The 21682-nt window shown below is 70.3% G+C and carries 16 protein-coding genes; 4 read left to right on the top strand and 12 right to left on the bottom strand.

The window, feature by feature from the left end; translation table 11 throughout:
- Window positions 1-274: 274 nt before the first annotated feature.
- Window positions 275-655 carry a metal-sensitive transcriptional regulator gene (locus ACIBM5_RS21490; protein WP_396008312.1) on the top strand — a complete coding sequence of 127 codons (381 nt, stop codon included), beginning with the start codon at window positions 275-277 and terminating at the stop codon, window positions 653-655.
- Window positions 656-975: 320 nt separating this feature from the next.
- Here the strand turns inward: ACIBM5_RS21490 and ACIBM5_RS21495 are convergent, their stop codons facing one another.
- The 12 genes from ACIBM5_RS21495 to ACIBM5_RS21550 form a co-directional block, all read right to left on the bottom strand.
- Complete coding sequence (locus tag ACIBM5_RS21495; protein ID WP_396008313.1) at window positions 976-1848, bottom strand: hypothetical protein; 873 nt, start codon at window positions 1846-1848, stop codon at window positions 976-978.
- A gap of 89 nt (window positions 1849-1937) precedes the next feature.
- Complete coding sequence (locus ACIBM5_RS21500) at window positions 1938-2660, bottom strand: GntR family transcriptional regulator (RefSeq protein WP_396008314.1); 723 nt, start codon at window positions 2658-2660, stop codon at window positions 1938-1940.
- Between the two features lie 28 nt (window positions 2661-2688).
- Window positions 2689-3324, bottom strand: coding sequence for a phosphatase PAP2 family protein (locus ACIBM5_RS21505; protein ID WP_391588134.1), 636 nt, complete (start codon window positions 3322-3324; stop codon window positions 2689-2691).
- An 84-nt stretch (window positions 3325-3408) separates the two neighbouring features.
- A complete protein-coding gene (locus ACIBM5_RS21510; RefSeq protein ID WP_396008361.1) occupies window positions 3409-4254 on the bottom strand; it encodes an ABC transporter ATP-binding protein in 846 nt (281 codons plus the stop codon).
- A gap of 13 nt (window positions 4255-4267) precedes the next feature.
- Window positions 4268-5188 carry an ABC transporter permease gene (locus ACIBM5_RS21515; protein ID WP_391588133.1) on the bottom strand — a complete coding sequence of 307 codons (921 nt, stop codon included), beginning with the start codon at window positions 5186-5188 and terminating at the stop codon, window positions 4268-4270.
- Between the two features lie 57 nt (window positions 5189-5245).
- Window positions 5246-6082 carry a glycosyltransferase family 2 protein gene (locus ACIBM5_RS21520; RefSeq protein WP_396008362.1) on the bottom strand — a complete coding sequence of 279 codons (837 nt, stop codon included), beginning with the start codon at window positions 6080-6082 and terminating at the stop codon, window positions 5246-5248.
- Between the two features lie 80 nt (window positions 6083-6162).
- The gene (locus ACIBM5_RS21525) at window positions 6163-6945 is read right to left on the bottom strand and encodes a CDP-alcohol phosphatidyltransferase family protein (protein WP_391588132.1); all 783 of its coding nucleotides are present in this window, start codon (window positions 6943-6945) and stop codon (window positions 6163-6165) included.
- Window positions 6923-7993: an iron-containing alcohol dehydrogenase family protein gene (locus tag ACIBM5_RS21530; protein ID WP_396008315.1), complete on the bottom strand. Its 1071-nt coding sequence runs from the start codon at window positions 7991-7993 to the stop codon at window positions 6923-6925. The genes ACIBM5_RS21525 and ACIBM5_RS21530 overlap by 23 nt, the downstream gene beginning before the upstream one ends.
- Window positions 7981-8748, bottom strand: coding sequence for a sugar phosphate nucleotidyltransferase (locus ACIBM5_RS21535; protein ID WP_391588130.1), 768 nt, complete (start codon window positions 8746-8748; stop codon window positions 7981-7983). The genes ACIBM5_RS21530 and ACIBM5_RS21535 overlap by 13 nt, the downstream gene beginning before the upstream one ends.
- Complete coding sequence (locus ACIBM5_RS21540; RefSeq protein ID WP_396008363.1) at window positions 8745-10574, bottom strand: DUF5941 domain-containing protein; 1830 nt, start codon at window positions 10572-10574, stop codon at window positions 8745-8747. The genes ACIBM5_RS21535 and ACIBM5_RS21540 overlap by 4 nt, the downstream gene beginning before the upstream one ends.
- A gap of 251 nt (window positions 10575-10825) precedes the next feature.
- Window positions 10826-11971, bottom strand: a complete 1146-nt coding sequence (locus ACIBM5_RS21545) for a glycosyltransferase (RefSeq protein WP_396008316.1) — start codon at window positions 11969-11971, stop codon at window positions 10826-10828.
- The gene (locus ACIBM5_RS21550; RefSeq protein WP_396008317.1) at window positions 11968-14946 is read right to left on the bottom strand and encodes a CDP-glycerol glycerophosphotransferase family protein; all 2979 of its coding nucleotides are present in this window, start codon (window positions 14944-14946) and stop codon (window positions 11968-11970) included. Before ACIBM5_RS21550 ends, ACIBM5_RS21545 begins: the two co-directional genes overlap by 4 nt.
- A 69-nt stretch (window positions 14947-15015) precedes the next feature.
- Between ACIBM5_RS21550 and ACIBM5_RS21555 the strand changes: the two genes are divergently transcribed.
- From ACIBM5_RS21555 to ACIBM5_RS21565, 3 genes are all read left to right on the top strand, one after another.
- Window positions 15016-17685, top strand: coding sequence for a YfhO family protein (locus tag ACIBM5_RS21555; RefSeq protein ID WP_396008318.1), 2670 nt, complete (start codon window positions 15016-15018; stop codon window positions 17683-17685).
- A 3-nt stretch (window positions 17686-17688) separates the two neighbouring features.
- A complete protein-coding gene (locus ACIBM5_RS21560) occupies window positions 17689-19281 on the top strand; it encodes a glycosyltransferase family 2 protein (protein ID WP_396008319.1) in 1593 nt (530 codons plus the stop codon).
- Window positions 19282-19418: 137 nt separating this feature from the next.
- Window positions 19419-21530 carry a PIG-L family deacetylase gene (locus ACIBM5_RS21565; protein WP_396008320.1) on the top strand — a complete coding sequence of 704 codons (2112 nt, stop codon included), beginning with the start codon at window positions 19419-19421 and terminating at the stop codon, window positions 21528-21530.
- Window positions 21531-21682: the final 152 nt, after the last annotated feature.

Genomic DNA, 21682 nt, shown 5'->3' on the forward strand with positions numbered 1-21682 from the left:
CTCACAGCGACGAACGGGCATGCGGAAGCACCCGTTCCGCCGCCTGGGACGCCCGTCACACGGCCAGAGTATGGGCCAGGGCGGCATTCGAGTGACAGTGCGCCCTACGCTCGATCCATGTCGCCCACATCACACGACGAGATCCGGGAACCGGTCGGGATGTCCGCGACCGCGGCGGGCGCGTGCGCCCGATACCGCCGGCGGGTGATCGGAATGCTTGCCGGATATACCCCCCGGGGGTAAATTCGGTCATGGACGGTCACCCGATCGGGCCATGGACACGTGGGGAACGGCCGCAGAGACACGGGAGACGACGGTGGAACAGGATCCGCAGACGCCGGACACGACGGCGACGCCCGGCGCATCGGGACACGGACACGGCTACAGCGGGCGCAAGGACGAGCACCTCAAGCGGCTGCGCCGGGCCGAGGGGCAGATCCGCGGGTTGCAGCGGATGGTCTCCGAGGACGAATACTGCATCGACATCCTGACGCAGGTCTCCGCGGCGACCAAGGCACTGCAATCGTTCGCGCTCAGCCTGCTGGAGGAACATCTGGCGCACTGCGTCGCGAACGCGGTGGAAAAGGGCGGCCCGGAAGCGGACGAAAAGGTCAAGGAGGCGTCCCAGGCGATCGCACGCCTGGTGCGCTCCTGAGGCCGCGGCGACGGGGGCCGGCCCGGGTGTGGGTCGCCGTCCCCCAGCCGCCGGCGAGTCCGAGCACCGCGTCGATCTGGGCCTGTGTGAGCGGACCCTCGCTCGCCGACGCCGCGATCATCAGGTCGCCGTAGAGCTCGATCTCGTCGAGGACGACATGGTCGTGTACACCGCGATCGGAGAACCGTGACACCCACATCACCTCCTCGTGCGCACCCCGGACGGGCCTCGGCCCATCCAGCGTACGGGCGGCTCCGTGGGGCCGACATGGCACGCCTGGGTCATATGGGGACCGCCCGGAACGACTCCGCGCGAGTGGCTCAGCCGCGTGCCGCCGGTGTGCGGGACGGGTTCGGCGCGACGTACAGATCCTTGGCCTCGGGCGGCTTGACGTCGACAACCACGCCGAAGTCGTACAACTCCGCCGCGGAGAGCACCTTCGCGGACGGCGGCGTCTTGCCCTGGTCCGGGCCCATCACGAACGCGAACGACTCCTCGACCTTGCGCAGCCGACCGGCGTCGTCGAGGTAGGCGTCGAACGGGATCGGCGCGCCGTCGAAGGTCTTGAGCGCGGCGGCCAGCGGGCCGCGCACCTCCGGCGCGGTCAGATCGTGCGCCTTGCGGATGTCGAGGGTGCCCCGGTAGTGCCGCACGGTGTCCGGGCCGAGCTTCTCGGTGCCCACGAGCACCACGTCGTCGTTGACCCCGCGCAGTATCTCGAAGGACGTCCCGGGGTCGGTGGCACCGCCGCTGACCAGATTGCCGTCGGCCAGCCCGTCGATCGCCAGCCGCACCCACTTGTCCTTGGGCACGCCCGGCGACCCGTTCTTCATGTAGAGCGCGTCGGGGGTGAGGATCTCCTGGAGCGGGCCGGCGATGCCCGACTCCTTGGGCGCGTCCACGGTGAGCGAGCCGATATGCCGGACGTAGTCGAACATGCCCTGCCCGGTGAGCTTGACCACCCGGTCGGCGTTTTGCATGGTCATCGTGGTGCGGGTGCGCGAACTCTTCGCGCCGGTGGTGACATCGGCCGCCTTGCGGACCGCCAGGACCGCCTCGGAGGGACCGTTCGCGGCCCCACTACTGCCCTTGGCCTGCGCTCCCTGAGGTTGCACGTCGTCACCCTGACAGCCGGTGGCCCCGGCCAGGAGGAGGGCGCAGCAGACACCCGTGAGCGCGGTGCGGACCAACATGTGGGGTTCTCCCGGATGCTCGGAATCCTCGCGTGACGGCCGGCCACGCGGCGGCGGCTCGACGGGACAACGAGCGAGGCGACGCCGGGTTACGGCCGTTCGAGGGACGACGCGTCGGGGAACGGCGAGTCGGCGGGCGGCGCGTCCGGGGCCGGGCGGCGCGACCAGGCCAGGTGCCGCCGGGTCAACTCCTCGGCACCGGCCCGATCACCGGCCTCGATCAGGTCGAGCAACCGGTGGTGCTCGGCGGCGATCAGGCTCCGGTCGGCCGGATCGGCCAGCGGACGCGGACCGTACAACCGGGCCTGGGCCCGCAGTTCGGCGACCATCCTGACCAGACGCGCGTTGCCCGCCAGACCGAGCAGGTGGGCGTGGAAACGATCGTCGGCGTCCACGTAGGCCGGCGCGTCCACGCGCTCGACCGCGTCGGCGAGTTCGTCGACCAGCGCCCGCAGGGCCGGCAGCGCGGGCGCGCAGCCGTCCTCGGCGAGCCGCCCGACGATCGGTATCTCCAGGAGTTCACGCAGGTCGTGGATGTCGTCCAGGTCGGCGGCGGACATGCTGCGGACCCGAAAGCCCTTGTTGCGGACCGGCTCGACCAGACCGTCCTTGGCCAGATCGAGCAGTGCCTCGCGGACCGGCGTCGCGGACACCCCGAATCGGGTGGCCAGGGCGGGCGCCGAATAGACCACCCCGGGCTGCATCCGGCCCGCCACCAGGGCGGCCCGGATCGCGCGCGCGACCTGTTCGCGCAGGCTCAGCCGTTCGCCCAGGCGGGCTGCGTCCCGGCCGCCCTCGGTGTCCGTCCCCATCGTGTCCGCCCCCTCGGCCACGCCGCCGTCACCCGGCCGGGCGCGGCTCGGCCGTGACCAGCGGACGCAGCGGCCCGCGTTCGACCAGCCGCACCACCGGTTCCAGGACTCGGCCCATGAACATCGAGCCGACCAGCGCCACCAGCGCGCCGAGCGCAAATCCGGCGAGCACGTCGGTCGGGTAGTGCACGCCCACGTACAACCGGGCGAAGCCGGTGAACACCGACGCCAGCACCGCCAGGATCCCGATCCGGCGGTCCACCAGCAGGATCCCCACCGCCAGCGCCATCGTGGTCAGTGCGTGGTCGGAGGCGAAGGACGGATCGGTCTTGCCCTCGACGAGCACGTGCAGCCCGTCGTGGCTCAGGAACGGACGCGGCCGATCCACGAAGTCGCGCAGCGGCGCGTTCGCCAACTCCGCGACCAGGGCCGCGAGCGGGGCCCACACGAGGCCGGCCATGGCCGCGGTGTGGTCGGCTCGACTCCGGGCCCGCCACCACGCGAGCAGGGCGAGTACGGCGAGTACGGCGAACATGCCGTACTCGCCCATGAACTCCATGCCCCCGTGTGCCCATGAGGTGTGTTCGGTGAGCCCGTTGACGTCCCGCAGGACCTCGATGTCGAGGTTGTCGTCGGTACTCTCCGCCAGGACCTGCAAGGACACCGGTGAACCCCTTCGAGTGGTGCATTGTGGTGCGGATGGTGCGGGTGATGCGGGCAGCGCGGTGATTCCGCAGGTGCGGTGCCGCTACTTGCCCTCGTAGGCGTTGACGACCTCCGCCATCGGCCCGTCCATCTTGATCACGCCCTGATCGAGCCAGATCACCCGGTCGCAGGTGTCCCGGATCGACTTCATGCTGTGGCTGACCAGGAAGACCGTGCCGGCCTCCTTGCGCAGCTCGCGGATCCGGGCCTCGCTCTTGAGCTGGAATTCGCGGTCGCCGGTGGCCAGTGCCTCGTCGATCATCAGCACGTCGTGCGTCCGCGCGGCGGCGATGGAGAACCGCAGACGGGCCGCCATGCCGGACGAGTACGTGCGCATCGGCAGCTTGGTGAAGTCCTTGCCGTTGTAGTTGTTCAGGCCGGAGAACGTGGCGATCTCGTCGTAGTGGTCCTCGGCCTCGCGCTGCGTCATGCCCATCGCCAGGCAGCCCAGGATGATGTTCCGCTCACCGGTGAGGTCGTTCATCATCGCGGCGTTGACGCCCAGCAGCGACGGCTGGCCGTCGCTGTAGATCTTGCCCCTGGTGGGCGGCAGCAGACCGGCGATGCACTTGAGCAGCGTGCTCTTGCCGGAGCCGTTGCGGCCGATCAGGCCGATCGCCTGGCCCTTGTACGCGACGAAGCTGACGCCGCGCACCGCGTGCACCTCGGTGACGCCGGTGGCCTTCTTGCGCAGCGCCAACCGGGACAGCGCGGAGGTCGCGCTGCCCTTGCCGGAGGAGGCACCGTGTACCCGGTAGATCAGGTGCACGTCGTCGACCACGACGGTCGGCGGCACCTCCTCCTGCCGGGCGGGCTGCTGCGGTTGTTGCGGTTGGCTCTGTTCGGGCACCTCGGCCTCCGGCGTCGCGGTGACCTCGCTCCAACTCATGATTGCCGGCTGCTCAGCCACGGCCGTACCTCTCTTCCGCCTTCCAGAAGTACACGTAACCGCCGAAGCCCATCACGATCGCCCAGCCGATGGCGTAGGCCCACGTGTGCGGGGGAACGTTGGTGTGGCTCTCGATCAGCGCATCGCGCACCAGCTCGATGTACACCGCGCCCGGGTTCGCCTCCAGCACGTGTGCCACCCAGGCCGGCGCCGTCTTGGTGTAGTTGTCCAGGCTGTAGAAGACGCCACTGAGGTACAGCCAGGTACGCAGGATGAACGGCAGCAGCTGCTTGATGTCCACCATCACGGCGCCGATGCGGGCCAGCACCAGGCTCAGGCCGACGTTGAAGACGAACTGCAGCATCAGTGCGGGCAGGATGAGCAGCCACTTCAGGCTGAGCGGCTCACCGGTGCCCAACACGATCGCGCAGAGCACGACCATGGAGAACAGCAGCTGCTGGAGCTGCACGATGGTGAACGAGATCGGCAGGCACGCGCGCGGGAAGTGCAGCGCGCGGATCAGGTTGAGCTGGTCGCTGATCGCCCGGCTGCCCGCGAGGACCGCGCTCTGGGTGAACGTGAACACGAAGACGCCGGTGACCAGGAAGGCGACGTAGTTGTCGATGCCGCCCTTGGTCTTCACCAGGTAGCCGAAGATCAGGTAGTACACGGCCGCGTTCAGCAGCGGGGTGAGCACCTGCCATACCTGGCCGAGCTTGGCGGTGCTGTAGGTCGCCCGGGTCTTGGCGTTGGCGAAGGCGACCACGAAGTGGCGCCGGGCCCAGAGCTGCTTCGTGTACGAGAACAACCCCGGTCGGGCGCCGCTGACCGTCAGCTTGTAGCGGGCGGCGAGATCCGCCAGAGGTTCGGACGAACCGGGGGGCGCCGACGTCCCCTGTGGGCTCAGGGTGTCGGCCTGCGCGCTGTTGGCCACGTTGACACTTTCGTCTGCGTCGGATCGAAATCGAAACGGTACGAGAATTCCAGCCTGTCAGATGACGGGCGGGCGGCCGAGCCTGGTCATCCGCCAGACGGTCCGCCAGGACATCGGCTTGCGCGGGCCGCTCGGGGTCTTCCACCCCTCGCGGAAGCCTGCCACCCAGGCCTGGGCGTTCTCCCTGGACGGCCTGCGGGCGGCGGTGAGGACGACCCAGGTGCCCAGGTAGGCGGGCACGATCGGCCACGGCAGGTTGCGCCGGGCCAGGTAGACGCGGTTGCGCGCATTCATCCGAAAGAATGCCGCGTGCCGCGCCGGGCTGGTCTTGGGGTGCTCCAGCACGATGTCCGCGCGGTACTCGATCTCCCAGCCCGCGTCGAGCGCGCGCCACGCGAGGTCGGTCTCCTCGTGCGCGTAGAAGAAGTCGTCGGGCAGCCCGCCGACCTCCGCCAGCACGGCCGCACGAACCGCGCTCGCGCCGCCGAGGAAGGTGGTCACCGGGCCCGAACGCAGCGGGTCGCCGACCCGGATCCTGGGCACGTGTCGGCGCTGGGTCTCGCCGCTCTCCGGGTCCACGATCCGGAAGCTGACGATGCCCAGGCGCGGGTTCGCCGCGAACGCCTCGCGCAACAACCGACCGGCGTCGGTGCCGCCGAGGCGGCCGTCGTCGTCGAGGAAGAGCACCACGTCGGTGCCCGCGGGCAGGCCCGCGGTGCCCACGTTGCGGCCGGCGGGAATGCCCACGTTCTTCGGCAGGGGGATGCCCACCGCGCCCTCGGGCAATTCCGGCAGCGGACCGCCGTTGGCCACCACGACCACCGCCATCGGGTCGCCGACCTGATCGGCGACCGAACGCAGCAGCCGGTCCAGCTCGACCGGCCGGTCGCCCATGGTCAGCACGACCGCGCCGAGCGTGATGCGATCCGCCGCGGCGACGTCGCCGGTGCGCTGCCCCGGGGCAGCCTCGGCGGTCACCGAAGCCTGCTCGACATGAGCACGCTGATCAGGTGCAGCACGGTCTGCAGGAGCGCGATGGCGGCGAGCGCGCCGACCGCGATCCTGCTGTACAGCAGGCCGCCGTCGTCGGCCACCAGGTCGAGCACGCCCGCCAGAAGCAGGAAGATCGACGCCTCGACGGCGCCGACCAGGCGGTGGAACTTGAGCGAGGCGACCAGCTTGCGGGCCGAGGCCGCACCCGAGGAGCGCGGCACGGCGGCGGCGTCCTGCACGGGCGGCAGGCCGCTCTTGGCCCGGGCGCCGTCGACCAGGTCGGTCTCCGACTTGATCAGGATCGCGCCCAGCGCGGCGACCACACCCAGCGTCGCGTAGCCGTTGAAGCCGCCGCCGTCCAACACGCCCGCGGCGTGCAGGCCGGCGCCGGAGAGCAGCGCCGCCTCGGAGAGGTAGTGGCCGACCCGGTCGAGGTAGACACCGGTGACCGAGGTCTGCCGGCGCCAGCGGGCCACCTCGCCGTCGACGCAGTCGAGCAGCAGGTAGAGCTGCACCAGGATCAGCGCCGCGAGCGGTCCGGCGATGCCGGGCAGGATCAGCGCGGCGCCCGCGGCGATGCCCGCGAGGATCATCATGTAGGTGAGCCCGTTGGGCGTCACCCGGGTCCCGACGATGCGTCGGGTGACCTGGAGGGAGATCTGCCGCATGTAGATGCGCCCGGCCCAGTGTTCGCCACTGCGCCGGTCGAGCAGGCCCTCGGGGTGTACGACCGAGCGAAGCTCAGCCGCCGTAGGTGTGGACATATTCGGTCACCGAATCCCGGATGGCGTCATTGTCGAGGTCGAGATGTTCGAGGATGGTGAAGCGGCCCGGACGGGTCTGGGGCGCGTGACTCACCGCCGCCACGAATTCGTCTATGGTCAAGCCGAGATGCTCCGGCACGAACGGCAGCTTGTGCCGATCGAGAGTGCTCGTCAAGAGCCTCGTCAGCTCGACGTCGCCGCGCAGGTGCGTGGCGAACGCGGCGCCCAGGCCGACCTGTTCCCCGTGCAGCCCGTCGTGTCCGTCGCGCTCGCCGTAAAGCAGGTCGATCGCGTGCGAGATCTCGTGGCAGGCCCCGCTGCAGGGACGTGTGGTGCCGGCCACGGACATCGCGATGCCGGAGAGTACGAGGCCCTCGGCCAGGGCCACGAGGAAGTCGTCGTCCTCGATACCACCGGGGCGATGCAGCATCGTGTCGCCGGAGGTACGGGCCAGCGCGACCGCCAGACCGTCCACCGGCTCGCCGGTCTCCCGCTGGGAGAGTTCCCAGTCGGCGACCGCGCACAGGTTGGACAACGACTCGCCGATGCCGGAGCGCACGAAACGCTGCGGTGCGGCGCGGACCAGGTCCAGGTCCACCACCAGCGCGATCGGCGTGGGCACACCGTAGGAGCCGCGGCCGGCGTCGTTGTCGAGGATGCTCACCGGCGACGCGATGCCGTCGTGGGCGAGGTTGGTGGCGACCGCGACCATGGGCAGGCCCACGCGCGCGGCGGCGTACTTGGTCGCGTCCAGGACCCGGCCGCCGCCGAGGCCGACCACCGCGTCGTAGGCCCCGCCGCGCATCCGGTCGGCCAGGTCGACGGCGGCGGTCAGCGTGCCGCCGGCGACGCTGTACCACTCGGCGCCCGGCAGTTGTGGGGCGAAGCGCTCGCGCAGTCGCGCGCCGGAGCCTTCGCTGACCACGACCGCTATCCGGCCCGAGGTGGAGACCCGGCGGTCGGCCAGGATGGCCGCGAGGTCGTCGACCGCGCCCGCGCGAATGTCGACGGTGAGCGGTGTGGGGACCAGTCGGGTCAGTACCGGCACGCGATCTCCCGCGCGACCGTGAGGTCCTCGGTGGTGTCGATCTCGGTCCACGGCACCCGGGTGTCCGGCGCGCTGATCGGCTGCACGTCGACCCGACCGCCCCGGACGACCAGTTCCTGGTAGCCGTCCTCGTAGTACAGCTGCGGGTCGCGCTCGAAGGTCGCCTGGAGCGACTCGATCAGCGCGGGCGCCGCGTGGCCCTCGATCAGCGTGACGCCGATGTACTCGCCGGCCGCCTCGGTGGGGTCCATCAGCTTGGTGATCCGGCGCATCCGGCCGTCCTCGCCGAGGGTGACCTTCATTTCCTCGTCGGCGAGCGGCTTGGCGGTGTCCAGGGCCAGGATGATGCCCTTGGCGTCGTCCCGAGCGGCCAGCATGGTCTCCTGGACCGAGACCGGGTGCAGCGTGTCGCCGTTGGCCAGCAGCACACCGTCCGCGAGGAAGTCGCGCGCGCACCACAGGGAGTAGGCGTTGTTCCACTCCTCGGCCTTGTCGTTGTCGACCATGTGCAGCTTCAGGCCGTACCGACGCTCCAGCACGCTCTGCCGATCGCGGATCGCGTCACCGCAGTAGCCGACCACGATCGCGGCCTCGGTCAGCCCGACCGCGGCGTAGTGCGACAGCGTGACCTCCAGGATCGATCGTTCGCTGTCCGGCGCACCGGGCGCGCCCACCGGCACCAGGGCCTTGGGCAACGTGTCGGTATGCGGGCGCAGCCGGCGGCCGGCGCCGGCGGCGAGAACGAGGCCGATCATGAGAGGTCTCCAGTTCGATCGGAGGCCGCCGCGGCGGCGGCCTCCAGGGGGCGGTACGACGGCGTCGAGGCCGTGGGGGCCGGTCCCACCGGAGTCGCGTCCTCGATGTCCGGGCGCGCACCGCGCACCCAGAACGTGACACTCTCGGTGAGCACGATCGCCGCGAGCACGACGGCCGTCACGATCAGGCCGGTGCGCAGGGTCCCCGATCCCAGTGCGGCCAGCACGGTCACCAGGAGCACACGCCCCTCGTGACCCAGGACCAGCCACACCAGTGCGCGGGGCGGTGCCCCGTAGCCGCCACGCAGGCGGTACACCGTGTCGTAGTGATGGTAGGCCGTGGCCGCGACCAAGCCGAACGCCGCGGCCACCGCGGTGGGCGCCACCTTGGCGGCGAGGATGGTGATCGCGGCGTACTCCGCGGCCCGGAACACCGGCGGCACCACCCAGTCGAGCCGACGCACCAGCGGCCGGCCGATCGCCACGCCGGCGCACAGCGCGTACACACCGGCACCGGCCAGGCCCCACCACTCGCCGGCGCCGCCCGCGAGCAGCACGGCGAGCAGGGCGGCGGTGCCGACCAGCGCGGCGGCGGGAGCGGGCACGCGCAGCCGCAGTCGGGCCACCGCCTCGGCGAGCGGGCCGCTGTCGGCGAGCGCGGCGAGGTGTTCGCCCACCTGCGCGACGAACGCGGTGCGCCGCGGCAGCGAGCGCAGGATCCGGCCCAGCGAGGTGTAGCAGGCGGCCAGCACGCAGCCGACGATCAGCACGACGAAGGTGATCCGCGGCGTGGTGGTCGCGGTGAGCAGGGCGATCAGCGCCCAGCGCTCGCCGATCGGCAGGATGATCATCCGTCGTGCCCACACGGTCCAACCGACCGAGTTCAGCTTGCCGGAGAGCTTGGCGCCGGCGCCGCCGTCGGCACTGTCGTCGTCCCCGCCGCCGATGCCGCGGCGGGTCTCGTTGAAGGCGAAGTCGACGATGTGTCGGGTGGTCATCACGACCATGGCGACCAGGGCGAGGGTCCACACGTCGTCGTCGTGCCGGGCCGCACCCATGGCCAGGCCGGCGTAGACCGCGTACTCCTTGGCCCGGTCGAAGGTGGCGTCCAGCCACGAGCCGATCCGCGAGTAACTCACCGCGTAGCGGGCGAGTTGGCCGTCGGTGCAGTCCAGGACGAAGGAGAGGTACAGGCCCACGGCGGCACCGACGTAGCCGGCGCGGGTGCCGGTGGCGGCGCCCGCCGCGGCGGCGAGTGCGACGAACAGCGAGGCGACGGTGACCTGATTGGGCGTCAGCCCCCGACGGGCGCACCAACGCGCGAGATGGCGCGACCAGGTGCTCACCGCGAAGGTGGTGAAGAACCCGTCGCGGGCCTTGACCGCCGAGTTCAGCCGGATCCGCTCCTCGTCCACGGCGTCCACCGCGGCCAGTGCGTGCTCGCGTTCGGCGTGATCGCGCGGTACCACGGCGACCAGGTCGCCGAGCGGGACCTCGCGCAGCGACACCCGACCGTCGGCGATCATGCGTTCGGCGATCGCGTCCGGCACGCTGATGTCGGCGGGCAGTCGCCCGAGTTCGGCGAGCACCCGGCCGGCCTCGGCGCGCGCGTCGCCCTCGACGACGAGCACACCGGGCACGTGCGTGGCCGGGAAGCGGGTGTCCGCGATCGCCAGCCGCAATGCGTGGCGGTGTCCGACGAACCGCTGATCGACCAGGGCGACGCGGCCGGTGTCGGACGCGATCCGCAGGTCGAGCCCGGCCGTGGGCACGACGGCGACGTCGGGCACCGCCCGGGTCAGCGCGGCGAGTTCGGCGAGCAGCAGAGCCGGGTCGGCTGCGCCGGCGTCGCCGACACTCGACGAAGCCGGCGCGGTGATGACCAATGCCGTGGACAGGCGTCATCACTCCTTGGGTTCGATTGTGGAACTACGCTTCGTCGCCGAGGAGTCGGCGATTCTGCCGACCGGGGCCGAGCAGAGCGGCCGCCGCATCCGTCACGGCGAGACGTCGAGACATACTGTCGGGGTCGCGCGAATGTCCGCAACCGAGTCGATGCCCGCCGCGTCGGGTCGGTTCAGCGGTACAACGAGTCGAACTCCCGCTCCCATTGGGCGACGATCCGATCCGGACTGTATCGCTGCGCACTCGCCTCGGCCGCCCCGCCCAGGCTCTCGCGCAGTCCGGAGTCCTCGATCAGGCGGTTGATCGCCTTGCCGAACTCCAGCACGTTGCCCGGGACGATCACGAGACCATCCTTTTCGTCCGTGATGATCTCTCGGATGCTGGGCGCGCAGTCGAACGCCACACACGGCACGCCGGCGGTCATCGCCTCGACCAGGACCAGGCCCCAGCCCTCCTGCCGCGAGGGCAGTACGAGCATCGAGGCCTCCATCAGCGCACCGCCCACGTCCGCCGTCTGTCCCATCAGCTCGACCGACCCGGTCAGCGCCGCGGCGGCGATCTGCGCCCGCAGGGCGGCCTCCTCGGGGCCCTCGCCGTAGATCCGCAGGGTCCAGTCCGGGTGCACACGCGCGACGTCCCGCCAGGACTCGATCAGCAGATCGAAGCCCTTCTCGTGGGACAACCGGCCGAACGCGACGACGGTCCTGGCAGTCAACGAGGAGATACCCGGAATGTCCGCGGTCAGCGGGTTGGGCATCGCACCCGACTGGGACATGCCGGTGAGCGCCCACGCGTCCGCATCCTCCTGGGTGAGCAGCAGGAAGCGGTCCACCCCCGGATAGAAGAGCTTGATCCGGCCGTAGCGGGAGGTGCTCTTGGACGCCGCCATCGACTCGTGGCTCATGCCGATCACCGGCATGCCGTGGGTGTCGGCCTCCAGGAGCCACTCCATCGCCCAGACCTGCGTGCAGATCACCACGCCGCCGGAACGCGCGCCCCGGAAGATCCGGGACAGTTCCTGGGCGCCCTTCCTGATCGCCGTACGGCGACGGGCGTTGTCCAAGGCGGCCTTGGGCATCGCGCGCCTGCGCAGGCTGCCGTAGGTGGGGTTGGGCGGGTGCACCTCGTGGATCGTGGTCGTGCGGTACGAACCATCCAGGGCCTGCGGGTAGGACTGTTGCGGGTGCACCAGACCGATCGCGTGCACCCGGTGGCCGGCCTTGGTGAACAGGTCGGCCATCACGTGCACCCAGCGCTGGACGCCGCCGAGCTCCTCGATGTTGTTGGCGACGATGAAGATGTCGCGCTTGACGCTCATGCGTCCACTCCCCGCTGCTTACCCGCAAAGAAACGATCGACGACGCGCCGCGCCGCGTCGCCCTTGTCGAAATTGGCGAATCGGTCCACGAAGGACTTGTACGCCCCCTGGTATTCGCTGTGTGTCTCGTCCACGCGTGCGAGCGCCGCGAGCAACGCGTCGCCGTCCTCGACGACCGGCCCCGGGGCCAGCTCGCGCAGATCGAAGTATGCGCCGCGTTCCTCACGCGTGTACTCGTCGTAGTCGTAGGTGAAGAAGAGGATCGGCCGCCCGGTGAGCACGTAGTCGAACATCAGCGACGAATAGTCGGTGACCAGGACGTCGGTGATGTTCAACAGTTCGGTGATGTCGTGGTAATCCGCGACATTGCGCACGAACGAGGAGTACTGGAACGGGATTTGGAACGTGTCGAGGTAGTGCGGCCGAACCAACAGCACGAAGTCCTCGCCCAACCGGTCGCGGAACTCCTCCAGGTCGATCCGCAGGTCGAAGTCGTGCCGACCGTTCCGGGCCGACTCGCGATAGGTCGGCGCGTACAACACGACCCGCTTGTCCGCCGGGATGTCCAGGGCGGCGCGCACCCGATCGCGCGCCGCCGTCCGGCCGTCCTGCTGCAACAGGTCGTTGCGGGGGTAGCCGTACTCGAGGAGTTCACCGGTGTACTCGAACGCGGGGACCAGGGTTTGCAGGTCGTGGTCACAGCGGACCATGAAGTAGTCCCAGCGCCTGAACTGAGCGCGCAGGGACTCGATCGAGCCCTGCGAACCACGCTTGACCGACGGCAGGTCGAAGCCCATCCGCTTGAGGGCGGTGCCGTGCCACGTCTGGATGTACTCCTGCCCGGGCCGCTTGGGGCACATCGAGGGCACCGCGTGGTTGTCCACCCAGTAGCGGGCCCGCGCCAGCGCCCACAGATGTTCCCAGCTGTAGCGCTTGACCAGGGTGGCGTCCTTGGGGAATCCCTTGGGGCTGTCCTCGTAGGCCCACACCACCTCCCACGGGAGCCCGCGCCGACGCAGTTCCTCGTAGATGTAACGCGGAGAGTCGCTGTACTGCTTGCCCAGGTGTGACTCGAAGACGACCAGATTGCTCTGGATCGGCGCCTTCATCAGCACCTTCTTGTACACCGACGCCTTGGTCGTACCGTCGTTCCTGAGCTTGCGCAGCGACGAGATGGTCCGGCCGGCCGACCTGCGGGCCTTGACCGCGCGCGGATCGGCCAGCACACGTTCCGCGGCGTTGCGCACCGCGATGCTCGTGCTGCCGAGGTTGATCAGGCGGAAGGCGAGGTTGCGGTGCGCGGTCGCGTACGCCTCCAGGTGGTCACCCGCGACCGGGCCGATCTTGGGCTGCACCGCGAACCGCAGTTCGGGCAGGGACCGTGGGTCGACTGCGACGGGGGTGAAGTTCTCCTCGCCGGCCACCCGCAACCGGGTTCGCACGTTCCAGACCCGCTCGCGCAGGCCGCCCGGACGGTCGAGCCCGGCCAGGTCGATCGTGCCCTGCCAGGTGATCCGGTCGCCGTGGTGCTCGGCCCGGGACACCTTGAAGGCCTTGTGCTGCATGCCCGGCTTGGTGGAACCGACGTCTATCGCGACCTCGAAGCCCTCCCGGGGGATCCGACCGAGCTGGTTGACGATCTCGCCGGAGAGGGCCACCCGACCTGCGCCGGCATCGGCCATCGAGACGATCCGGTTGTGGAAGTACAGCCGATGGAACGGGCGCTCGGGGATGCCGTAGGCGGTCACGTCCAGACGCCGACGTCCCTCCTCGGTGTCCAGGTGACGGTCGCACCAGTAGACCCGGTCGTCGCGGACGACCAGATCGGTGGACAGCTTCCACTTGTGGTGCAGGAAGTCGATCGCGGTCATCAGACCCTCGAAGTCGCCCCGCTGGATCATGAATACCGCGATGGCCAGCGGCTGCTGGATCCGGTCCAGGACCGGGTTCAGGATCCGCTCCGGGACCTCGGTGAGGTACTCGGCGGCCAACTTCATGAACTTGGCGCGGTAGTCGTCGGGGAATTCCGGCAGATCGTTGAGGTACAGCCGCAGGTCGTGGCGCAGGAAGCGCTCGGCCTTGAGTTCGAGCACGTCGTCGCTGACCCGACCGTCCAGGACCCGGTCCATCTCGCGGTGGATGTGGATCCGGTCGGAAAAGTTCTTGAACTCGTGCCGGCGGTGCGTGATGGACTGCGTCGCCGCCTGCTCCTTGACCATCCAGCGGTACACGCTCTGCGGGATCACCGAGAAACGCTCGGCCGCCGTGTAGACCCGGGTCGCGAACAGCATGTCCTCGTAGAAGAGGCCGTCCGGAAAGCGGATCTCGTTCTCGTCGAGGAATTCCCGACGGTAGATCTTGTTCGTGGACAACATGTCCCAGAACATCGTCGGGAATTCGGAGATGCCGGCTGCGTCCACGGTCTTTCCGTAGACCTGCGGAAACCACGGGGTGATCTTGTTGCGCTTGTTCACGTGCACGCGCAGGACACGTCCGGCAACGAAGTCGGCGTTCGTCTCCTCGGCCTTGACGAACAGATTCCGGCACGCGTGACGGTCGAACTCGTCGTCGCTGTCGAGCAGCATCACGTACTTCGCGCGGGCGTGGTCGATGCCGACATTGCGCGGGCGACTGCAACCACCGCTGTTCTCGGGCAGGTGGATCGCCCGAATCCGCCCGGGATGACTCGCCGCCAGTCGATCCGCCACCGCGCCCGAACCGTCGGTGCTGTGGTCGTCGACGATGATCACCTCGACGTTGCGCAGCGACTGATCGAGGACCGACCCGACCGCGACAGGCAGCCGCTCGGCATCGTTGTAAACGATCACGACAACGGAGACATCCGGGCAGTCGGTGGGGGCCAAAGCAGTTCCTCGCATCATTGTCAACCGTGTAAGCGCGTCCAAGGAGCGTAATACAACGCCGTGTACAACCACGTTCTCGGACGACCGGCGGGCACACCACGGTTCCGGCATGGATAGGCTTGATCGCGATCACCCGCGATGACCACGCGATCGCGCCACCAGGCCTCACCCAGGGATCCCATGTCTGCCACGACCCATGAACGGCCTGCCGAGCCCGGTCGAACGCCGGGAGAGCGGACCTCCGGCCGGTTCTCCGGCGGCCTGCGCCGACTGCCCGGGGTACGCCTGTGGGGGCGGCCGGACGTCGCCGCCCCGGTGCTCGCGTTCGTCGCGACGTTCTCGGCCTATCTCATCGCCTGGATCACAAAGGACGAACGTCCGTTCGGCGACAAGCCCAAAGGGCTGAACGACCTCGCCAACCAGTACGTGCCCTTCCACCTGAACCTGTGGGATCTCGCCCACGGCGACGCCGCCGGCGACTTCCTGTTCAACTGGCGCAGCGGCTTCGGCACGCAGTTCCTCTCGGATTACCACACCTACCTCGGCAATCCGTTCTCGCTGCTCGCGATCCTGGTGCCGCGCGGCAGTGTGGACATCGTGGTCTTCCTGGTCGCTCCGCTGACCATGGGCCTGGCCGCCGCGATGATGACGGTCTACCTCAAGCGGCTGTCGCCCGGTGCCTGGTGGATGCGAGCCACCCTCGGCGCGAGCTACGGCCTGTGCGGCTGGGCACTCAGCGACGCCTCGTACATCCCGATGTGGATGTGGGGTCTGGTCTCGCTGCCGATGCTCGGCATCGCGATGGAATGGTGCCTGGAGGGACGCCGGTGGGTGTCCTCGGCGCTGCTGGTCGCGGTGGCGTGGATGGGCAACTACTACACCGGCATGATGGCCACGTTGGCCGCCGCGATCCTGCTGCTGATCCGAATGGCCACGACCGAGACGGACTGGCCGCAGCGGCTGCGCGCGGCGCTGCGCGCGGGCACCGCGGTCGGCGTCGGGGTCATGCTCACCATGCCGCTGCTGCTGCCCTCGTACCTGTCCAGCAAGGCCGCGCAGCCGACCCAGGCGGGCACCTTCAGCCCCGAGCGCACCGAGGTCTTCATCGCGGGCATGCTGCCCTCGACGCATCTGTGGGGCGGCCGACCCCGGCTGTACATCGCCAGTCTCGGCCTGATCCTGGCACTCGCCTTCGTGGTCAACCGCGCGATCCCGCCGCGGACCCGACTGGTGTGGACCGGCTCGATCATCATGGTCGCGGCCTCGTTCCAGTGGGCCCCCACCCAGTACGTGTGGCACGGGCTGGCGGTACCCAACGGCAACCCGTATCGCGAGGCGTTCGTCTTCAGCGGGCTGCTCGTCGTGGTCGCGTGGATGTGCCTGACCAACAAGCCTCGGCTGCTCCCGATGGCCGGCGCCCTCGGGGTACTCGTCCTGGTCACCTTCCTGGTGCGCAACGCCGACGACTTCGGCAAGTACACGTGGTGGGCCGTGCTCGGCGGCGGGGCGATCTCGCTCGGCGCGCTGAGTCTGGTGGTGCTGGCGAACCGACAGGAGCACCCCCGTTCGCGTCGGGTGCTCATGGGGCTGGCCGCGGTGGCGATGGTGGGCATCGTGGTGGGCGAGTCGGCCATGTCGACGGCCGTCGCGGACACCCGGCGGGCACGCGAACGCTGGGCCAAGCCGGTCGCCACATCCGGCGCGAACCTGGACGCCAAGCGGGCCGCCCTGCGCGCGGTCGACGGCTGGCCCCGCTACCGCACCGACCCCGGCCCGCAGTACTTCGCCTACAACGAGCCGCTGCGCAGCGGCGGTGAGGGGCCCGAGTACTACAGCAGCTACGCGACCAAGACCACCGCCGAGGCGCTGGACTCGCTGGGCTACCCGTCGGGCGCGTTCGGGCGGACCCTGTTCGGCAACGAGAACCCGGTCACCGACGCGATCTTCTCGATCGGCGCGCGCGTCAGTCCCGAGGCCGCCGCGCCGGGCCGGTTCGAGACCCGCCGCTACGAGGTTCCGCCGCTGGTCACCGTGCGGCCCGAGGGTCCCGTGGCGGGCGGCACCGCACCGGCGGACACGGTCTGGGGCCGGCACGAACAGGCGCTCGGTGGAGCCGTGTACACCGTGCCCGAGGTCAAGGTCACCGGCGGCGAGACCAATGCATCCTTCTCCGGCACCGGGCCGTGGCGGTTGAAGCCCCGCCCGGGCAAGACCGTGATGACGTTCACCGCCCAGTGCACGCCCGGCAGCGGGTTGTTCTGGTACAGCCCGGCCATGGGTACCAAGGTCACCGGTGTCGACGGCCGGTCCGCGGTCAGCGGCGGTGGTTCGAAGTCCAACCGGGGCGGCGTCCTCGACCTCGGCCTGGTCCCGCAGTCGGGTCAGGTCAAGCTCACCGTCGCGCCCTCCTCGGGCGACGAGATCCCGCGGTATCCGGTCGGGTGCCTGGACTTCGGCAAGCTGCGCAGCACCGTCGCCGGCCTGCGGGCGAGCGCCGCGACGCACGTGTCGGCGGGGGGGCACACCTTCGAGGCCACCCTGCCCAAGGGCAGCCGCGGCACGGCGGTGGTGGGCGTGATGGCGGTCGACGGCTGGGTCTGCTCGCAGCAGGGCGGCTCCGAGCGTGAGCCCGGCAAGCGGGACGGCCGGATCGCGATCGCGTTGAAGCCGGGCACGGACCGCATCGCCTGTACGTTTACTCCACCGGGCCTGCGTCCGGGGCTGGCCGCCGCCGGGGTCGGCTTGATCGCGTTGCTCGCGGTGCCCGGCACCGTGTGGTGGCGCAATCGACGCGACACCGAGGGCGTGGGCGAGCCGTCGCCCACGACCGCAGAAGTGGCAGGTGAGTGAGAGATGGTCGCGCATGACGGCGTCAGCATCGTCCTGATCACCTACAACGACATGGCACACCTGCCCGCCGCCGTGGAGTCCGCGCTCGCCCAGGGCGATGTGGTGCGCGAGGTGGTCGTGGTCGACGACGCCTCCACCGACGAGACCCCGCAGGTGCTCTCCCGCTGGCCGCGCGACAAGGTGCGGGTGGTCCGGCGCACGGTCAACAGCGGCGGCTGCGGCGCGCCCCGCAACGACGGCACCGCCTTCGCGCAATCGCCCTGGATCATGTATCTGGACAGCGACGATGTGCTGCCTCCGGGGGCGGTCGCGGCGCTGCACAAGGCGGCCGTCGCCGGCGACGTCGACTTCGCGGCCGGGCTGTGCGTGCGCCGGGAATTGCCCGAGGGCCGCGAAGTGCCCTGGCAGCCGCAGTTGTTCACCGAGGCCGGCGTGTTCTCGGCGGCGCTGCGTCCGGAGACGCTGTGGGACACGCTCTCGGTCAACAAGCTCTACCGTCGCGCCTTCCTGGATCGCAACAAGATCCAGTTCGCCGACGACGACGCCCACTACGAGGACTTCGGGTTCACCGCCGAGGTATACGCCGCCGCGACCCGCTTCGCCGTGATCCCCGACCGGGTGTACACGTGGAACGTGCGGCGCAAGGCCGCCGTGCAGTCGATCTCGCTGCGCCGCGACGAGTTGCGCAACTGGCGGGATCGGCTGGCCGCGCACTCCCGGGTGACCGCGACGATGCGCGAGACCGGCACGCAGAAGTTGGTCGAGGCGTCCGAGCGCAAGTTCCTCGAACACGACCTGCTGTTGTACCTGCGCGACCTGCATCGGCGCCCGGCCGAGTACCGCCAGGGCTGGTGGACGGCGGCACGCGAACACCTGATGGGCTTCGAGCGCGCGAGCGTGATGGGCGCGACCGCGACCGCACGCTGGGCGGCCTCCGTGGTGGCGCTGCGGGAGGAGCCGACCGGGCTGGAGCGGCTGGCCGAACTGGCCGCGGATCCGCCGCGGCTGACCCCGCCGTACGCGGGCACGGCCGCGGAACCGTTGTGGGACGACAGCCCGCCCGGCATTGCGCTGAGCGGGTTCGCCGGCCTGACCACCGGTCGGCTGCCGATCAACATCGAGGCCCAGGTGGCCGTCGCCGGGCATCGCATGACGCTGGATCTGTACATCGCGGATCTGTACGGGCGGCTCGCCCGGGCCGGTCTGCGCGGTTGCGACATCGTGCTGCGCGACCGACTCGGCCGGTTCGAGCGCGAGCGTCCGGCGACCCTGGGGCAGGATGCCGACGGGATCCTGCGGGCGCGGGCGGTCGTGGACGGCGCCGCACTGCGCGGGACCGACGTGTTCTCCACGTGGGACGTGTGGGCGCGGCTGTCCTTCGACGACGGAGCGATCAGTACAGTGCGCGTGCGTGCGGCGGGCGGCGCCGGTCTCGGTCGGCATCTGGTGCCGGACCTGCGTCGGGCGGTGCTGTTGGTGCAGCCCTATCGCACGGCGAACCATTCGCTCGCGGTCCGCGTCGCGGACGGCCCCAGGGGTGCGGCGGCGGTCGCCTCGGCACGTTTTCGCCGGCGCGGCGCGCCGAAGAAGAGCTGATTGCCTCGTCATTGGCGTTTTCCGAAGCCATCCATATTCTGGACTGCCCGCCGATCCTCGATCGGGGCCGATCCGAGCAGGTCCGAGCGCCTCGCAACCGGTAGGCCATCCAGAACGTTTACTGAGTTGTGAGCAACGTGACCCCTCCTCTTGACGGCAACGCACGCCCGATCGGACGCCGCGTGATCCTGGCGGGGGCGGGCGTGGTCGCGGTCGCGGCTCCGCTCGCGTGGTGGCAGCCATGGGAACGGGGCGACGACGCGGGCGGGGCCCCGACCGGCAAGGACGCGCCGCTCGCGCCCGCGCCGCGGTCGGACTCGGCGATCCGGACGTTGCAGATCGTCGCCCACCCGGACGACGACTTCTATTTCATGAATCCGGACATCGTGAACTCGGTGCGTGCCGGGGCCGCGCTGACCACCGTGTACCTCACGGGCGGCGAGGGCGACGGCCGCAACGTGGGCAACACGGACCCGGCACTCTCGCGCGCCAAGGCGGATTTCGCGCGCTACAGCGCGGCCCGACAGAACGGTGCCCGCGCCGCGTACGCGCGGATGGCGCTCGGCGACCGCACCGCCCGGTGGACCCGCCGCTCGTTGCAGACCCCCGGCGGCCTGGCCGAAATATCCACCCTCGACGGTGCGCCGCATGTACAACTGGTGTTCCTGGGCCTGCGCGAGGCCCGGACCAAGACCCAGTTCCGCAAGGACAGTCTGCGCAGTCTGTGGGAACAGAGCACGGATCGGCTGGGCACGATTCCGGTCACCGGCGGCCCGCTGACGCATGCGTACTCGTACACCCGCAGCACGCTGTCGGACTCGCTGCTCCAACTCATGCAGGCGTTTCGGCCCACCCTGGTGCGCACTCTCGATCCGGATCCGGAGGGTGACCCCGCCAACGGTGAATGGGTCTCCGAGGACCATCAGGACCACACCGCGTCCGCGCTGTTCGCGTTGGACGCGTTGCGCCGGTATCAGGAGTCGGGGCCGGCCGCGCCCGTGCTGGTCGATTGCTACCGCGCGTACTCGAACGGCAAATGGCCGCACAATCTCGGCGCCAAGGAGTTCGCGGACAAGCGCGGCTTCCTGGAGACGTACGGCTGGGTCGACCGGTGGAACTGCGGTGACCCGGCGGGCTGCGGCGACGTCAAGGTCGGGGTCAAGCCGATCCAGTACGGCTGGGCGGAGAGCACCTATCGCCGCTTCCCGCCGAACAATTCCTGGTTGCAGGCCGACGCCGGCGGCCGCATGTGCGCGTTCGCCGTGGTGAACGGCCAGGCCACGATGTGGGTCGAGGACAAGGCGGGCGAGGCGTGGCGGAAGCCGGTATCGCTCGGCGGTGACCGGTTGGGCCCGTATCTGGAAGTGTTGCGGCTGCCGAACGGGCAGCTTCGGCTGTTCGGCATCCGGATGACCCTCGCTCCCGCGCCGCAGGCTCAGGTGCGCGAGATCGTCACCACCTCCCAGTCGGCCGGCGGTGCGTTCGGGAGTTGGGAGTCGATCGGCGCGCCGAACCCGAATGCGATCGGTGCGCGTGAGAGCGGCGTGCCCACCGCCGTCGCGGACGGCACGGGGCAGGTGCACGTGTTCGCCCGCAACCAGGGCCGCGGCCTGAGCACCCGGGTGTTGTCGAGCAAGGGCGTCTGGGGTGAGTGGATCGACCTCGGCGGCGCCGACCTCCAGGACGGGGTCTCCCCCGTGCTGACCCGGGAGAACCGGGTCGAGGTCTACGGGGCGAACACCAAGGCCGTCCTGCGCTGGAGCCAGGACCGGGCCGGCGGCCCGCTGGGCCGGCCCGAACCGCTGCCCTGCCCGGCGCCCGCAGGCCCGCCCACGATCGTCGCCCAGGCCGACGGGCGGCAGTTCCTCCTGGTCCGGCAGCCCGACACCGCCGAGGTCCTGCTGTATCGCCGGACCGGGTCGAAGAACGAATGGAACACCGATCAGCCGGTGAACCTCGGCACGCCGGGCGGCTACGGCCGAGTCGGCGCGGTCGTCGGACCGGACGGGGCGATCGTGCTCGGCGTGCTCAACGACAAGAGCGGCGCGAGCGTTACCCGCCTGGCTGCCGATCCGAGTGGCGCCGGCGCGCCCACCTGGACGGAACTGCCCGGGGCGATCGGCCGGCTGCCAGCGTTGGCCGTCGACGGCACGGGTCGCGCCGTGGTGGCGACGATGAGTCAGGACGGGGCGTTGTCCGTGCATCGTCAGCAGCAGGCGGCCTTCAGGTTCACCGCGATCCCGCGCTGAGCGCCTGCTTCTGCCTGTGTATCTGCTCGTGCGGTGATGAGCCCGACAACGGCGGCGGGGGGGGGGGGGGGGGGGGGGGGGGGGGGGGGGGGGCGGGGCCGCCCCGGGGGGGGGGGGGGGGGGGGGGGGGGGGGGGGGCCGCGCCCGCGGGG

The organism is Embleya sp. NPDC050493, assembly GCF_044458105.1.
GTDB lineage: Bacteria > Actinomycetota > Actinomycetes > Streptomycetales > Streptomycetaceae > Embleya.

Excerpts from the sequence above, each read along its gene's own strand:
- ACIBM5_RS21490 (WP_396008312.1), top strand. The coding sequence starts at position 275 with ATGGACACGTGGGGAACGGCCGCAGAGACACGGGAGACGACGGTGGAA.
- ACIBM5_RS21495 (WP_396008313.1), bottom strand. The coding sequence starts at position 1,848 with ATGTTGGTCCGCACCGCGCTCACGGGTGTCTGCTGCGCCCTCCTCCTG.
- ACIBM5_RS21500 (WP_396008314.1), bottom strand. The coding sequence starts at position 2,660 with ATGGGGACGGACACCGAGGGCGGCCGGGACGCAGCCCGCCTGGGCGAA.
- ACIBM5_RS21510 (WP_396008361.1), bottom strand. The coding sequence starts at position 4,254 with ATGAGTTGGAGCGAGGTCACCGCGACGCCGGAGGCCGAGGTGCCCGAA.
- ACIBM5_RS21520 (WP_396008362.1), bottom strand. The coding sequence starts at position 6,082 with ATGGGCGACCGGCCGGTCGAGCTGGACCGGCTGCTGCGTTCGGTCGCC.
- ACIBM5_RS21525 (WP_391588132.1), bottom strand. The coding sequence starts at position 6,945 with ATGTCCACACCTACGGCGGCTGAGCTTCGCTCGGTCGTACACCCCGAG.
- ACIBM5_RS21535 (WP_391588130.1), bottom strand. The coding sequence starts at position 8,748 with ATGATCGGCCTCGTTCTCGCCGCCGGCGCCGGCCGCCGGCTGCGCCCG.
- ACIBM5_RS21545 (WP_396008316.1), bottom strand. The coding sequence starts at position 11,971 with ATGAGCGTCAAGCGCGACATCTTCATCGTCGCCAACAACATCGAGGAG.
- ACIBM5_RS21550 (WP_396008317.1), bottom strand. The coding sequence starts at position 14,946 with ATGCCGGAACCGTGGTGTGCCCGCCGGTCGTCCGAGAACGTGGTTGTA.
- ACIBM5_RS21555 (WP_396008318.1), top strand. The coding sequence starts at position 15,016 with ATGTCTGCCACGACCCATGAACGGCCTGCCGAGCCCGGTCGAACGCCG.
- ACIBM5_RS21560 (WP_396008319.1), top strand. The coding sequence starts at position 17,689 with ATGGTCGCGCATGACGGCGTCAGCATCGTCCTGATCACCTACAACGAC.